The following is a 15,561-nucleotide window of genomic DNA, read 5'->3' as shown; positions in this document are numbered from 1 at the left end:
TGATGGGATCGGACGGGCTGGCCCTGGGAGTCACTGCAGTGGGAGGTCCTGGACGCGGAGATCGGGATCCTTCAACAACAGGGACAGCACGACTTCGTACTGCTGGGCGAGCCGGACGACCGTGTCGTCGCGCAGCAGCCCGCTCTGGTACTGGATGTGGCTGCGCAGCGTCCCGCCGTCCGCGGCGGAGGCCAGATGCTCCACGGTCCACAGCACCGGATAGCGGGCGGATTCGCTCGCCGGCCGTGGGCCGGGACTGATGGTGAGGCCCGGCAGGTCGGCCGGCGGAGCTGCGACCGTGCGCAGGACGAGTGACACCTGGGGCGGTGGCACGTCGGCCAGGCGCTCGAAGAGCAGGTCCTGGTGGGCATAGGCACCGAGATCGGTCACGCGGACCCGGTCCAGCAGTTCGCGGAAGGTGGGGTTGCCCGACGTGTCGGTGCGCAGCGCCAAGGTGTTGGCGAAGAGGCCCACCAGCGGTTCGAACTGGGTGTCGGTCCGGCCGGCCACCGCGGTCACGACGGTGACGTCCCCTCCTGCTCCCCTGCGGGCGAGCAGTGCGACGAGCGCGGCGTGCAGGATCATGAAGACGGTGACACCGTGCTCACGGGCCGCGGCTGTCAGCACCCGGTGGCCGCCGACTTCGAGCGGAAGATCGAGGGACCTGCCGGCAAAGTCCTGCTGGGCCGGCGCCGGGCTGTCGGTCTCCAGGACCGGCCTGTCGTCGGCACCGTGCAGCGTCTTCCTCCAGTACTCCGCCTGGCGCAGCGCGACGTCGCTCGGGTCGTCCGTGGCGCCGAGCAGCCGGCGCTGCCAGGCGACGTAGTCGAGGTAGCCGAAGGACAGCGGCTCCCACTGTGGTGCGCGCCCCTCGGTCCGGGCGCGGTAGGCGCGGACCAGGTCCTCCAGCAGGGGGCCGAAGGACCAGCCGTCGGCGGCGATGTGATGCATGACCAGCAGCAGTACGGACTCGTCCGGGCCGAGCGTGAACAGTACGGCCCGCAGCGGGATCTCGGTCTCGAGGTCGAAGTGGCGGCGGGCGGCGTGCGCGAGATCCTCGGACAGCCGCTCGGGCGTGGTCCTGGTCTCCGTCCATGGGATGTCGTCCGCGGTGGCTTCCGTGATCACCGCACACGGACCGCTGCCGTCGTCCTGGACGAGCGTGCGCAGCGGAACGTGCCGGGTGACGACATCGGCGAGGGCGGCGCGCAGTGCCTCGGCGTCGACGGCACCGGTCAGCCGCTGCGACAGCGGCACGTTGAACATGTCGCGACACAGGCTTCGGCGGTACTCGTGCCACATCTGCATCTGCTGGGCCGACAACGGCGCCGTGCTGCCGGAGGCGTACTCGCTCGGCACGGGCAGCGGCCTGGCCTCGTCCCCCGCGTCGAAGCGGGCGGCGAGCGCGCCGACGGTGGGCGACTCGAACAGCCACGACAGCGGCATCTCGGTGTTCAGGCGCCGCCGGACCTCGGCGGCGAGTCGGGTGGCCAGCAGGGAGTTGCCGCCGACGGCGAAGAAGTCGCTGTCGGCTGTGACGTCGGCTGTCGCGAGTACGTCGGCGAAGATCGCCGCCAGTACCTCCTCGCGGGCGGTCCTGGGCGGACGTCCCGAGGCATGGGCGGCGCGCCGCGGCCGGGGCAGGGCGCCGCGGTCGAGCTTTCCGTTCACCGTGACCGGCAGCCTGTCGAGCGGGACGAAGACCTCCGGGACCATGAAGGCCGGCAGCTTCGCCGCGACCTGCCCGGGAAGAGAGGCCATCGTCTGGGAGTCGGGACGGGCGAACGCCGGCCTGTTGGTGAACCGGGCCGGGGAGAAACCGTCCGGCTCCGCGTCGGTCCGGGGGGCGGGACGCGGCACGAGCGCTCCGGCGCGTGTGAAGGAAGCGTCGATCAGGGCGTCGTCCTCGGACGACCAGGTGCAGTCGACCCGGTAGCCCAGTTCCGCGCCCAGCCGGCGCAGGTCCTCCGGTGCCACGCCCGCCGGAGCCTGCCCCAGGGACAGCACCTCGTGCAGGGGGCGCCGGTCGAACAGCGCGAGTGTCGCGGCATGCTCGCCGGCCACCCGGCCGTTGGGGATCCCGGTGACGCACAACCGCTCCGGTTTCCCACGACGCAGCCGATCGGCGACGTCGGCCAGGCTCGCCATCTCGCCGTCCCACCGCAGTCGCACGACCGGCCCCGCGTCGTCCGTGGGCCCGGTGTCATCGGCAGGCCCGGCATGCTTGCGCAGCACCACCTCGTAGCGATAGCGGCTGAGTTCGTTGTCGTACCCGCCCCGTTTGAGCGTGCACGACTCCAGCGTCATACCGGGCAGCGCGCCGACGGCCGTCGTGAAGAACTCCGGGTCCACGAGCAGTTCCTTCTCCTGCGCCATGGCCCGGTCGATCGCCGCGCAGACCGTCTGCGGAGTGTCGGTGTGCGTGGCCGCCGCCAGCAGCCCCCCGGCGTGGAAGGTGCGCAGCAGACGAAGGTTACGGACGTCGCCGAGGAACACCGCGCCCCCGGGTACCAGGAGCCGGGACACCTCGCGCAGTATGTCGAACAGGTAATCGCCTGAGGGAAAGTACTGGATCACGGAGTTGAGCACGACGGTGTCGAAGCCGCCGCTGGGCAGACTCCCCAGCTCATGGGCGGAGAGCTGTTGCAGGACGACCCGGTCCGCGAGGCCGGGGCGCTCGGCGACCTGCCCGCGCAGCCGCTCGATCAGGGCCCCGGAGATGTCGGTGCCCCAGTAGCTTTCGCAGTCACCCGCCAGCTGCGAGAGCAGCAGACCGGAACCGCAGCCGATCTCCAGTACGCGGCGCGGAGCCAGTTCGCGGATCTGCCGCACGGTCTGCTCACGCCATTCGCGCATCCCCTCGATCGGCCGCCCGCCATAACTGCTCACCCAGCCGGAGAAGTCCTCGCCGAAGTCGGCGGTGTCGGCTCGGCCGTACAGATCGTCGTAGAGCCGTCGCCAGGCATCGAGTTGACCGTCCGGTTCCTCGCCGGCCGCCTCGTCGGCGGCCGCGTTCTCGGGTATGACGTAGGCGGCGAGGTATGGCTCTCCGGGCCGGTCCTCACGCAGGACGACGGCGGCCTGCCGGACCCCGCGGCACCCGGCGATGACGGATTCGATCTCGCCCGGCTCGATACGGAAGCCGCGTACCTTGACCTGGTCGTCCGCCCTGCCGACGAACTCCAGGTCTCCTGAACGGGTCCAGCGGCCGAGGTCACCGCTGCGGTACATACGGCTGCCGGCCGGGCCGAAGGGGTCCGCCACGAACCGCTGCGCGGTCAGACCCGGCCGCTCGAGGTACCCGCGTGCCAGGCTGTGCCCCGCGATGTAGATCTCGCCGACCGCTCCCGGCACAACCGGTGCGAGGCGGTCGTCGAGGACATGGATCCGGGTGCCGTCCACCGCCCGGCCGACCGGCGGCGCCACGTCGTCGGCCAGCGGATCGCTCATGGTGGCACAGACGGTGGACTCCGTCGGGCCGTAGGCGTTCACCATCGTCCGGTGCGGGCGCCAGCGCTGCACGAGAGCCGCCGGGCACGCTTCGCCCGCGACGACCAGCGTCACGCTCGGAGGCAGCATGTCGGGGCCCAGCGCACCCGCGACCGAGGGCGGGAGAGTGACATGAGTGACTCCGTGGTCCGCGATCAACGCGGCCAGTTCGGCGTCGGGCAGCAGCCGCCCCGGCCTGCCGACCACGAGCGCGGCCCCGGCCAGCAGCGCCATCGACATCTCCCAGAAACTGGCGTCGAAACTCGGGGACGAGAAGGCGAGCACGCGTGAGGCGCCGGTGACGGCGAGGCGACGACGCTGGGTCGCGATCAGGCTCGCGACGCCTTGGTGGGTGACGACGACTCCCTTGGGGATCCCCGTGGAGCCGGAGGTGTAGATGATGTAGGCGGGACTCGCGGGGCGCAGTGGCTCCAAACGTTCCCCGTCCTCCATGTCGTGGTCCGGCAGACGGCGCAGTACGTCTTCGGTGGCCTCGTCGTCCAGAACCACGAGGCTGCCGGTGGGCAGCTGGCCCAGAAGGTCGCCCCGGACGTCCGACGTCGTCACCAGCACCACGGGTGCTGCGTCCCGGGCCATGAAGGACAGTCGCTCCACGGGGTAGTTCGGATCCAGCGGCAGGTACGCGGCCCCGCACTTGAGCACGGCCGTCGCGCACAGGAAGAAGTCCGCGGACCTGCCCAGCACCAGCCCGACCGACCGCTCCGGCCCGGCGCCGAGGTACTTCAGCCACCGGGCGAGCCGGTTCGCACGGGCATTGAACTGCGCGTACGTGAGCGCCGTGTCCCCGGCGACGAGCGCGATGGCGTCAGGTGTGTCGGCCACCCGCGCTTCGAGGAGACTCGGCCACGTCGTGGCGAGCGCTCCCTCCGGGAGATCTTCACCGGTCAGGTGCGACACAGGTATCCGTTCCTCTCTGTCGTCGAGCCGCCCGTGGGCGTGCTCAAGCCGATGGCATGGAAAGCGGAAGCAGGGGAGGGGAAAGACGTCGGGCCTACGTGGGGCCGAGTGGCGCCAGGAGTGGTGAGCGACGACGGTTCGGGGGGCCACGGGGTACGGGTGCCGGCTTCTCCTACGAGAACCCGAGCCACCGCGTGCGGCCGACGGGCCGCCGGATCGAGAAGCGGTTGCAGGAGAACCGTTCTCAGAATGTGTTGTCCGTCCCGATGAAGCAGGTGTCGTAGCACCGGGAATCCCCCTGTGAATGGTTCTCGCACGTTGGAACATAAGCATCATGGGGTTGTTTCCGCGGCGCAGTCTTGTCGGTCAGTGACCGCGTCGTTGCCTCTGGACGCCAGGCTTCCGTTTGCAGCGGGAGCTACTGCGAGGAGGCCACGTGCCGACGATCCAGCGGGGTCGGGCAACGGTGAGGTGGTGATCCGCGCCCGGGGTCCTGCAGCCCCCGCCACCTCGCAAAATTTCGACAAACAAATTCGACACAGGAAGACCAGACTTCCGCGACCGGAGGAAAGCGCAGGGAGCTGCCTGTGACTTCCCGCGTCGGCAGCGCTCGCGCTCGACGACTCCGTCCGTCCGGCGGGCCGTCGCCTCAGTCAACCACCCCGGCGTAGCGAGTGAGTGCAGTTGAGCGGGTAGCTGGTGAGGTAAACCCAACGGGCGAGTTCGATGAACGCACGTACGGCTGCGCCGACAATCCCGCAGGTGGCTTGCGCACCGCCCGCCAAGACAATGCTCCTGTGTGCGCACCCTCAGGAGCCAACACACAACTCCGGTCAATCAGTAGGTACTTGACTGGACTGCCACCCGCAGGGCACTGTCAATAAGCGGGAGCGCTCCCACAGCGCTCTCTTGTACAGCGCAGCACCTCCTGATGAGCAGTGACGGACTCGCACGGACTCAGTAAGCGAAGACGCGCACGGCCCCTTCCCCTTACGGCCGTTCGTGGCCTCGTGATGAGTGAGGAAAACCTGATGGACAAATTGGCCTCGGACAGACCTGGAAACCCGATCGCGGCGACGGAGTTTCTCTCTCCGCACTGTTTCCGGAGGCGCTGGCCACGGCATGGAGAAACGGGGCGCGACCGTTACGGCCACCCTGGCCCGGGCGGCGGCATGCCGTGCGAGCGAGGCTCGCTCGGGCGTCGCCACGGACTCCGGCGCAGGAGCGTTTATGCGGTGCGATGGAGTGACCCGGGTGACTGCCTGACGCCAGCCGGCGGAGACGGCTGGCCACAGGCCTGCCAGATCACACCTCCCCTCGGTCGACGCAGCGGGTGAGCAAGTCACCCAACGTGGATCCGAGGGTCCACGCACCCACGATGGAGACGTCCGCAGCGGAATGTCAGCACACCTGACCCGTCTGCGGCGCGCGAGGAGCATCGATCGCACCCGCGGGTTGTGACCAGGGTTCTCCCGCCTCCGACGCCAGACCCGATTGACCTGGTAGTTGAAATTTCAATCAAACTAAGCGGGTGAACGACTGGGTTCGTTCCTTGCGGAGGATCTCGCCGTGGCCTGTTCTGAACTGTTTGTCGCGCTCGGAGCCGAGAAGGGGGAAGCATCTTGCTTCACTCGATTTCCGGCCGACGCGCCGAGCGCAAGGTACTGCCTTTTGTCGAGCTCAAGCATGCAGATAAAGTCTTTCAAGGCCGGCGGGGTCAAGGTGACGATCATAGATTCCGGTCCAGCCGTCATCGAGTTCGAGGCAATCAACTCGGAGGCGGCCTTGACGCCGCAGAGAACAGTCATATGCGTACTGTCAGGAATGGCGTTCATCGCTGGTACCGGAAATGGTACGGAGATCGACGCGGGGACGCTGGTCATGACGGACGGCGACGTTCCCTTTTCGATGAATGTGCCCGTTGCTTCGCGACTCCTCGTACTGCGTTTCGCCGACGAAGCGAAGGATGGACTCCCGGTGTCGCCTCGGGGGACTTTTATCGTGACGGATGCTGCCAAGGGTCCCGGATCCGGATTTCTTTTTTCGTTCTTGAATACCCTGGCTGTGGAGATGATGAAAACCGATGGGATTCTGTCCTCGTATATGGAGGAGGTCGTGCGCATCCTGGCGATCTCCGCGACGCGAATCGCATATGCCGAGCTCGGAAAGCATTACTCTGGGGGATGCGATCCACTTCTGATCGCGGTTCAGGAGTCGATCGACCGGCAGTTGGCCGACCCCGAGATCAGCCCGGCGACCCTCGCGGCCGAACACAACATATCGGTGCGTCAGTTACATCGAGTTTTCGGACCGATCGGGGAAAGCGTTATGAGCTATGTCAAACGCCGTCGCCTGGAGCGTTTCGCATGCGATCTGAGGGATCCGAGCCTGGGGCACCGGAAGATCAATGAGCTGGCGGCGGACTGGGGGATGCTGGATGCCGCGATGCTGAGCAGACACTTCCGCTGCGCCTACGGAATGTCGCCCCGCGATTACCGGAAGCAGCACTGTTTCACCTGAAACGGCGAGGGCATGACGGCGGCAGGGACGACGTGTCGCCCAAGGTTCGGCACGGGGTTCCCGGCGCCACCCCGGCCCGAGAAAGGACCAGGGCCCCGAAACGTGGTCGTGGACGAGCCGAGTCAGCACGGTCCCGGCACGGGAGGCCTGCCCCCGCACCATGCAGCTCAGACGCCACCACACGACACACCTCGGTCACTCCACCGGGCCGAAGGGGAGCGTCCTGGTCACCGGAGTGCCGACGCCGCACCTCCTCGCGTGCGCTCTTCGGTCGCCCACCCGGGACGTGCCCGCACTGCGCGAAGCATCGGACACCGTGGACGCCTCCACCGGCACGCACGCAACTTACGAGCACTCCTGGCCAGGTGATGTGACTTGCACCTCGGGCTGAAGCCGGAGGGTTCCCGCCTTCTCGATCGTTGCTGTGCCACTACGCGGCCCGGGGCTAGGCGGCACGGATCGATGGCCCTGGGCACAGCCGTCATGCAGCTCATGCACTGCCGACCGCCTGCGGGCCGGTCGCGAACTCCCGCCACATCACACAGCCTTCGGTGTCCCACGTTGCGGGGCTGCGCGGTCAGTAGGGCGTAACTGCGACTCGGTCAGGGGATCCCCATGGATCCGCATCTCGACTGCTACGGCAACTCCCTCGCGGCCTGGAGCAGGTCTGGGAGGTCGGTGTGAACCGGCCGATCCTGACCAGGGTGCGGCCGTACCGTTCCGCTTTGTACTCCAGCATGCTGAGGAACGATGGCCACCCGGCGTCGTGCACGGACTTGGTCAGCTTCGTGCGGGCCAGTCCCGCCACCGACAGGTCCTCCACGGCGATCCCTTGGTCATCACCCGGCAGCCGGCCGGCGCCTACCAGGTGGGCCGGTTCGGCGGAGCCGGAGGGCCTGGCCCGGCCGGATACACACGGTGAGTGCCTTCGGTGCCAGGTCTCAGGCCGGAAGGTTCCGGCGGTCGCGTCCGGAACACCTCGTCCGCGACCGCCGGCCTGTGCAGGGCGACCAGCGGCGACTTCCCCGGCGGCGGGCCGGGCAGAAGGGCGGAACGAGCCACGACGGCACGGACCAACTCGACCCAGGAGAGCCCGGTCTGCGGGTCGGCCGGGGAAAGTGCGGCCGGACTGCGGCTTGCGTGTTCCCAGGCTGAGCCGGTCCATCGACATCCGGCGTCTCAGACGCTACGTCACCCGTGAGATATACGGTCAGATGCAACCGCCACCTTCCTCGCCGCCTCGTCTTCTGCCGCCTGCCGCAACATCGGGGCATCCTGAACGTTCATCTCGCTTATGGAATGCGGCAGTTCATCGCCCGGCAGGACTGGCCGACCCGCTACCGGCTGGTCTCCTACGCACCCGGCCTCAACCCGGCGGAAGGCTTCTGGTCGCCGCTGCGGTCCCGCACCGCTTTCACCACTCTCCGAGCACCTCAGCCGGACCATCGAAACGGAATGAGGAAATCCGGTATGTTTCCCACTCATCGACGGATGCCTCGCCGGAACCGGTCCGTCCCTCACGCCAACGACCTCACAAGCTCAGTCGCTGTCAGGACGAGGGAAAACCTCCAATTCCCTCCCGGCTTTACCGGGATATGACAAGGCGCCTCGTGGTGCGGCAGCTTTCGTCGGCACCTCGCGCCATGCGCAGGTCCCCTGTCCGCGAAGGTATCGAAAGGTGCATAGCGGAACTGGCATCCAACAGCTAAGGATCAGTCACCGATCGACAAGATTTCGTCGGGGATGCCTATCCATGATGAAGGTGTGCCGGCGCACGATCTTCAAGAGAGAGGAATTCCGGTGCCACGGCGCCTCCGTCACCAGGACAGGCAACACATGTGAGCGTGGTTCTCCTGTGGGCCGCTTCTTGATCCAGCAGCCCCGTTGCTCGCACGCAGTAGCTCAGGTCCTCGTCGGAGAAGCCGATCTCCGCGCCGAACGGCACCTGCGAATCACCGCCGCTCGCCACAGGATTCCTCCGCTCCGTGGCCGGGCTCGCCCCGTCGCCGGAGATCCCGCCCGGCGATGCCGCGCCGCCCGCCCTGTCAACACGTATGCGCCGCGACTGACAACCACGGGATCGAGGGCTCGCCTCCCATCCCGGAATTCCTGCCGCGATCCCCGGCTCCGCATCCCTTTTCGACTACCCCAAGGAAGCCCCTGTGACCGTCCCCTCGCCGCTCGCCGACCCGTCCATCGTGCCCGACCCCTACCCTGTCTACGCCGACCTGGCCCAGCGCCGCCCCGTCCACTGGGTCGAGCGCCTGAACGCCTGGGCGGTCTTGACGTACGCCGACTGCGCCGCCGGGCTGAAGGATCCCCGGCTCACCGCCGACCGGGGGACGGAAGTGCTGGCCGCGAAGTTCCCCGGACAGCCGCTGCCGCCGGACAACATCTTCCACCGCTGGACCAAGAACGTGGTGATGTACACGGACCCGCCGCTCCACGACGCGCTACGCCGGTCCGTCCGCGCAGGCTTCACCCGTGCCGCGCACCAGCACTACGACCAAGTCCTCCAGAAGGTCGCGCACGACCTGGTCGCTTCCATCCCGGCCGGTGCCACCGAGATCGACGCCGTCCCCGCCCTGGCTGCCGAACTCCCCGTACGCTCCGCCGTGCACGCCTTCGGGGTCCCCGAGGAGGACCTCGGATTCCTCATCCCGCGCGTGAATACGATCATGACGTACCACTCCGGTCCGAAGGATCAGCCGGTGACGCAGGAGATAATCCTGGAAAAGCTCACCGACCTGCACACGTACGCCTCCGAACTCCTCCAGGGCATGCGGGGCAAGGTCCTGCCGGACACCGTCATCGCCCGCCTGGCAGCCGCCCAGGACGGCCTGACCGAGACCACGCCGGAACAGACCGTGCACCAGCTGGCGCTGGTGTTCATCGCGTTGTTCGCGCCCACGACGCCGGGCTCTCTCAGCAGCGGCACGCTCGCGTTCGCCCGCAACCCGCGGCAGGTCGAACGCTTCCTGGCGGACCAGGCGTGCGTGGACAACACGGCGAACGAGGTCCTCCGCTACAACGCCTCGAACCAGTTCACCTGGCGCGTCGCGGCCAAGGACGTCGAGATGGGCGGCGTACGGATCGAGGCCGGGCAGACTCTCGCCCTGTTCCTGGGCTCGGCCAACCGGGACGCCAACATGTTCGAGCGACCGAACGACTTCGACCTCGACCGTCCCAACAGCGCTCGGCACCTGTCGTTCGGCCAAGGGGTGCACGCCTGTCTCGCCGCGCAGCTCATCTCCCTGCAGCTGAAGTGGTTCTACGTCGCCCTGCTGAACCGCTTCCCGGGCATCCGGACGGCGGGCGAGCCGATCTGGAACGAGAACCTCGAATTCCGCTCCCTTCGCTCCCTGCCGCTCAGCCTCCGCTGACGAGGTCAGCGCTCTACTCCCCTGCGAGGAATCGTGACCTCCGAAGTCGCTCTGGGCCCTTCCTTGCCCGCCCCGTCCCCGACAGCGTGCCCGGCACTGGGGCCCGATTCGTCCCTTGGCCCGGTCCCGTCGGCGGAACCGGCGACGCCGCAGTCCTGCGGCGTCGCCGATCCAAATGAGGCTGAGGAGTTCCTGCGCCAGTTCCACGCGGAGCAGTCCGATCAGCCCGTCCCGCTCGCCCGGCGCCTGGAGCAGGTCCGCGCCGCCATCGACGCCACGGGCACCTACCGGCACACCACCGCCGAGCTCGTGTACGGTGCCCGCGTCGCGTGGCGCAACTCCAGTCGCTGCATCGGCCGCCTGTACTGGAACAGCCTGCGCGTCCTGGACCGCCGGGACGCCACAGCCCCCGATGAGATCCACCGGCACTTGTGCACGCACCTGCGCCAGGCGACCAACGGCGGGCGCATCAGGCCGGTGATTTCGGTCTTCGCCCCGGACTCCCCCGGCCGGCCCGGCCCGCAGGTGTGGAACGAGCAGCTCATCCGGTACGCCGGCTACCGCCGCGACGACGGCACCGTGCTCGGTGACCCGCGCACCGCCGACCTCACCGAGGCCATCCTCCGCCTCGGCTGGCAGGGCTGCCCCCAAGGGCCGTTCGACGTCCTGCCCCTGGTCATCGACACCCCCGACGACAAACCCCGGTTCTTCGAGCTGCCGCGGGAGCTGGTCTTGGAGGTCCCTATCACCCACCCCGACGTCCCACGCCTGGCCGAACTGGGCCTGCGCTGGCACGCCGTACCCGTCATCTCCAACATGCGCCTACGCATCGGCGGGATGGACTACCCGCTCGCCCCGTTCAACGGCTGGTACATGGGCACGGAGATCGGCGCCCGCAACCTCGTCGACGAGGACCGCTACAACATGCTCCCCGCCGTCGCCGCCTGCCTCCAGCTGGACACCACCAGCGAGTCAACCCTGTGGCGCGACCGCGCCCTGGTCGAGCTCAACGTCGCCGTCCTGCACTCCTTCGAGGCCGCAGGTGTCCGGATCAGCGACCACCACGAGGAGTCCCGGCGCTTCCTCGCCCACCTGGCCAAGGAGGAACGCCAGGGCCGCACCGTATCCGCAGACTGGAGCTGGATCGTCCCCCCGCTCTCCGGCGGCATCACCCCCGTGTTCCACCGTTACTACGACAACGTCGACCAGCGCCCCAACTTCTACCCCCACCAGTGAAGTGATGAGGCGTCTACAACCCCGCCCCGCAGCATCTGCTCGACGGCCGCCAGTGCCGGCGGCTGTCGAACTCCTCCAGGAAGACGAGGTGGGAATGGCCGCAGGTGTGGCTGACGACGTCTCCCAAGGCCGGAGCCTGCGCGCCCTCACCGTGACTCGATTCGCTCTAGCAGCAGCTGGGCGGTCGCCAGCCAATCCCGTCGGCGTCGGCGTCGACGCTGGTCAGCTATGGCGCGCACTGCCTGACCAGATGCGAGTCACCGTAGCGGACCAGGGCAGATGGGCGGGCACCTGAATGCCGAACCCGGCGGCGTCGGACATGGCGCCCACTGGTCAAAGCGCAACGTCTGCAGCCTGATCGCGCTCACCAACTCCCGTACCGCCTGCAATCCACCACTCCCAGCGGCCAAGCAGCCAGCACATCGCCGGGGCCGTCAACATGACCACAGGGCGGTGCTGTCGCAGCGCGGCTTCGGCGACCGCCGCATCAATCGCGTAGGTGTGCCCGCGCAAGCCGGCATCCATCAACAGCTTCGAGGCCGCCCGCGCCTCCTCGTCGCCCACCGGGACTACGCGCAGTCCGGAAAGCACCCGGTTCAGGCAAGACATGTTCGTACGGGCGTGGACGGCCTCGATGATGGTGAGCGCGCTGATAACGACCTCCATGCCGCGCGAGCGGGCCTCGGCAACCAGAGCCACCACTTGCTCGTCGTCGGCGAGCAGCTTCGAAACCCCCCGCTGCCGAGGACCAGCGTCCCCTCGTGACTCAGCTTGCGGCGGGCCACTCGGCCTCCTCGGCGAACACCTCGTCGAAGACGTGCCGCGCCCGCTGCCGGGCTTGCTCGGAGCCCGGCTCCTTACGGTTCTCGTAGTCCGCCAGGTACTCGTCCAGCACCTGGCCGCGCAGCTCACGCTCGACCGCCGCGGCGATGTACGCGGAGAACTCCCGCTTGCCCACCCGCGCCCGGATCGCCTCGGCGGTCCCCTCCGGCAGCGACAGGTTTACCCGCGTCGCTGGCCCCTCCGCGATGCCGTACGTCGTCTCAGCCATGACCCCAAGCGTGTCAAACGAGTAGGAAAAGCGCTGCGGCCCGCGCCTGGGACTCGGCACCGGAGCCGACCGCCATCCCGGCACAACCGCAGCACGGTAGGGATGAGTAGGGGTGACGGCAGGTGACGACGGGTCAGGTTTCCTGGCACCATCCCAGCACGGAAAAAAACCAGGGGCCCGACCCCGAAGAGCCGAACCCCTATTGACCTGCATGTTTGCCAGATCAGTGACGTGGCGGTACGTCACCCGCTACACATTGAAGCGGAACGTTGACTACAACGCTCCCACCTGCGGAAACGCGGTTCCGAGAGGTCCAAGTCAGCACAGAATCAGCACGGAAACACAAGGTCAGCACTCAAGCTCCGAGGCGCGTCACGCGTGTACGTCGGAGAGCCCCTGCTGCAACAGCACGAGTGCCACCCCCAGACCCGCCGCGCCAAGCGCAATACCGAGCGGGCCGCCACCCGCGGCGGCGAGGGTCCCCAAGCCCAGCGACACAGCTGCACACACGATGTAGATCCATCCGCGCATTTTTCTGGGTAGATCACCTTGCACAGCCTGCCCACCCTCCAGGCCTTCGATCTTGGTCAGGAGGGTTCTGATCTCCGCGGATGCATGCCCATCCAGCCCCTTCGCCGCATCGTGGAGCAGTGCGGGTACGTCCGTGGGGCTGATGTCGAGAGTCCAGCCCTTGAAGTGATCGAACTCCTCCAGAAAGAGCACCTCAAGCTCATCGGCGAACCGATGCAGAAGCGACACTCGCTCGTGAACTCGCCCCAGGCCAGTCGCCATGTCCAGACCAACTTTGATCAGGGCGCGTGAAGCATCTGTCTTCCCCTCCGGGACACCCTGCTCCAAGTTGGTCGTCCAAATCACGTCCAGCTCCAGAAGGCGGGTGCAGGTTGCAACGATGTTCGCTGCGTCGCGCTGTTCCGCAATGCTCAGGGCCATGGGTGCTCCGATGCCGCAGGTCTCGGATCAACCTAGGCGCGCTAGCCCCCCTCCGCCCCTTGGGGTGGGCCAATTCGGTGAGCCGAGCGCGGACCACCGTCACACCGCCCTGTCGTACCCCTCGGGCGACTCGGATGCCTCGGCCGCCAGTTCCACCGGCACGGGCCGCATGGCGTTCTGCATGACCTCTCGGCAGCGATGCCAGGCGCCTGGCACGAGGTGTCCATAGATGTCCACCGTGGTCTTGATCGACTTGTGGCCGAGCCAGCGCGAGACCTCGTGGATCGGGATGCCGTTCGCCAGGGCTGTCGAGGCGAAGAAGTGCCTCAGCGAGTGCGGGGTGTACTTCGGCTTACCGTTGACGTCGACTAGGCCCGCAGCCTTGCACGCCTTCCTGAAGTGGTACGCGTACGTCGTGGCCGTGGGCATGGTGCCCTTGCCTCGTTCGCGGGGTGCGAAGTAGACGTCGAGCTGCCGATCCTTGCCCGCCTGATCCTTGAACGTCACGGGAATCGGGTCCCACAGCTCCAAGTGGGCGTCAATCTCCTCGTCGATGAAGGGGGCGATCGGGATGTCTCGGTACTCCCCCTCGGCCCGGTGCTTCAGCGGCACGAAGGTGGTGCGGCAGTCTCCACGGTTCGCCTTCGAGCTGACCTGCCAGCGGACACGGATGAACTCCGGCCGCCGGCACTCGCTCGCGAATCCGAGGCACTCGCTGATCCGGAGCCCGGCCCCCGACTGCAAGTAGACGGTCAGCCGATACTGGGGCGAGATGTGCTTCGCGAGCAACTCGACCTCTCCGAGGTCGGGGATCTCGTCCTCGTCCACAGCGAGCGAACTCGTCCGAGGGATCTTGATGCCCCTCGCAGGGTTTTCAGATATGCGCTTCTCGGTGACGGCGGACTCAAGCATGGCCGCCACGAACTTCAGGCGGTCGTTGATCGTGGAGGCAGCCATGCCCTCACCGTTGCGGTGAAGCGTGGCGATGAAGCGCTCGAAGTCGCCCGTCGCGAGCCCAGCCAGGGTCTTACGGCCGAGGTGGGGAACAAGGTGGTTCTTCGTGAACCCCTCGTAGTTACGCATGGTGCCCTCGGCAAGGATCTGCCTGTCGAGCCACTCCCGCGACCAGGCGCGAAGGGTAATAGCGCCGCGCTGGGGATCGAGGTAGATCCCCATCCCTTTGTCGTGCTCAACCTTGGAGGCGAAGGCATCAGCGCCGTCCGGGCCGGTCTTCTTGTCGAAGGTCTTCTCCCGCTGGCGCGCGGTCCGCCCGCCCGGCTCTCGGTAGCGGACCGTCCACTTGTGTCCGCATCGCCCCTTTTCGCAGGGGTAGTCATTGTTCTGCGGGTCAGTCTTGCATTTCTGAAACACCGCGGCCATGTGGCCTCCTATCTCAGTTCAGGCAGCGGGCTGCCGTCATCCGTAGTGGTCTTCGAGGTACGCGACGATGTCGCGCTCGCGGAATCTCAGGAGCCGCCCGACCTTTTGGGCCTTCAGCCCCCAGTGGCGGTACTTGTTCCGCACCGTGATGTCGCTGACCTTCAACCACGCGGCCACTTCTTCCGGGGTGAGCAGCCGGTTGCTCCCCCCGGCGGTCAAGGCGCCACCTCGCGATTGCGGGTGGGCTCGAAATCGGCGAGCGAGACATACGGGCCTGACATCCCGGGGCGAGAATGGGTAGGGGGTATTGCGGATCGGCGCATGGGCTGGGTGTTCCTTGCAAGGGAGCGCGCGGGGCGACAGAGCGGAACCAACAACGCCTGCATCCCACGCCGACTCAGCGGAGACCCGCTGAACTTCAGCGAACAGGCGCTGCGGATTTCAGGTCAGCAGCGGGCGTGGGCCGCGAATACCTCCTCGGTGTCTTTGCGGCACTGCCTACTGAGTCCGCTACGGCTCCACCGCCAAGCACAGCCGAGTGCGAACACCATCAATGCTCTGGACGATCCCCGGTTTTGCTAACCGGGGATCATGGGCTATATATCGCTCGCAGCTTGCCCGGACTACCTGGAG

Annotated in this window: 8 protein-coding genes and 2 pseudogenes; 3 read left to right on the top strand and 7 right to left on the bottom strand. The window is 67.5% G+C overall.

The window, feature by feature from the left end:
* Positions 1 to 30 precede the first annotated feature (30 nt).
* Positions 31 to 4,407, bottom strand: a complete 4,377-nt coding sequence (gene txtA / locus H4687_RS30505) for a thaxtomin non-ribosomal peptide synthetase TxtA (RefSeq protein ID WP_046912623.1) — start codon at positions 4,405 to 4,407, stop codon at positions 31 to 33.
* 1,569 nt (positions 4,408 to 5,976) lie between these two features.
* Between txtA and txtR the strand changes: the two genes are divergently transcribed.
* Complete coding sequence (txtR, locus tag H4687_RS30500) at positions 5,977 to 6,927, top strand: cellobiose-binding transcriptional regulator TxtR (protein ID WP_233443724.1); 951 nt, start codon at positions 5,977 to 5,979, stop codon at positions 6,925 to 6,927.
* Between the two features lie 577 nt (positions 6,928 to 7,504).
* On the opposite strand, the pseudogene H4687_RS46740 reads toward txtR, so the two are convergent.
* Positions 7,505 to 7,762, bottom strand: a pseudogene (locus H4687_RS46740) (zinc ribbon domain-containing protein); the annotation flags it as partial.
* A gap of 1,327 nt (positions 7,763 to 9,089) precedes the next feature.
* Between H4687_RS46740 and txtE the strand changes: the two are divergent.
* Positions 9,090 to 10,310 (top strand): 4-nitrotryptophan synthase, encoded by a 1,221-nt coding sequence (gene txtE, locus H4687_RS30495; protein WP_010352784.1) that lies wholly within the window; start codon positions 9,090 to 9,092, stop codon positions 10,308 to 10,310.
* Between the two features lie 63 nt (positions 10,311 to 10,373).
* Entirely contained in the window at positions 10,374 to 11,546 is a 1,173-nt protein-coding gene (locus H4687_RS30490) for a nitric oxide synthase oxygenase (RefSeq protein ID WP_013000941.1), read from the top strand.
* Positions 11,547 to 11,879: 333 nt separating this feature from the next.
* On the opposite strand, the pseudogene H4687_RS30485 reads toward H4687_RS30490, so the two are convergent.
* From H4687_RS30485 to H4687_RS30465, 5 genes and pseudogenes are all read right to left on the bottom strand, one after another.
* A pseudogene (locus tag H4687_RS30485) lies at positions 11,880 to 12,331 on the bottom strand (hypothetical protein).
* Positions 12,313 to 12,597 carry a hypothetical protein gene (locus tag H4687_RS30480; protein WP_010352781.1) on the bottom strand — a complete coding sequence of 95 codons (285 nt, stop codon included), beginning with the start codon at positions 12,595 to 12,597 and terminating at the stop codon, positions 12,313 to 12,315. The pseudogene H4687_RS30485 and the gene H4687_RS30480 overlap by 19 nt, the downstream one beginning before the upstream one ends.
* 372 nt (positions 12,598 to 12,969) lie before the next feature.
* Entirely contained in the window at positions 12,970 to 13,548 is a 579-nt protein-coding gene (locus H4687_RS30475) for a hypothetical protein (protein ID WP_046912624.1), read from the bottom strand.
* A 99-nt stretch (positions 13,549 to 13,647) separates the two neighbouring features.
* Positions 13,648 to 14,928, bottom strand: a complete 1,281-nt coding sequence (locus H4687_RS30470; RefSeq protein WP_050399610.1) for a tyrosine-type recombinase/integrase — start codon at positions 14,926 to 14,928, stop codon at positions 13,648 to 13,650.
* Positions 14,929 to 14,964: 36 nt separating this feature from the next.
* On the bottom strand, positions 14,965 to 15,147 hold the full coding sequence (locus tag H4687_RS30465; RefSeq protein ID WP_046912625.1) for a helix-turn-helix domain-containing protein: 183 nt from the start codon (positions 15,145 to 15,147) through the stop codon (positions 14,965 to 14,967).
* Positions 15,148 to 15,561 lie beyond the last annotated feature (414 nt).

Source organism: Streptomyces stelliscabiei (assembly GCF_014873495.1).
Lineage (GTDB): Bacteria > Actinomycetota > Actinomycetes > Streptomycetales > Streptomycetaceae > Streptomyces > Streptomyces bottropensis.
Note: the sequence above shows the minus strand (reverse complement) of the source record. Positions and strands in the feature narration are given on the sequence as shown.

What these genes read in the sequence shown, in the direction of transcription:
- H4687_RS30480 (WP_010352781.1), bottom strand. Translation starts at nt 12,597, where the DNA reads ATGGCTGAGACGACGTACGGCATCGCGGAGGGGCCAGCGACGCGGGTA.
- H4687_RS30470 (WP_050399610.1), bottom strand. Translation starts at nt 14,928, where the DNA reads ATGGCCGCGGTGTTTCAGAAATGCAAGACTGACCCGCAGAACAATGAC.
- H4687_RS30475 (WP_046912624.1), bottom strand. Translation starts at nt 13,548, where the DNA reads ATGGCCCTGAGCATTGCGGAACAGCGCGACGCAGCGAACATCGTTGCA.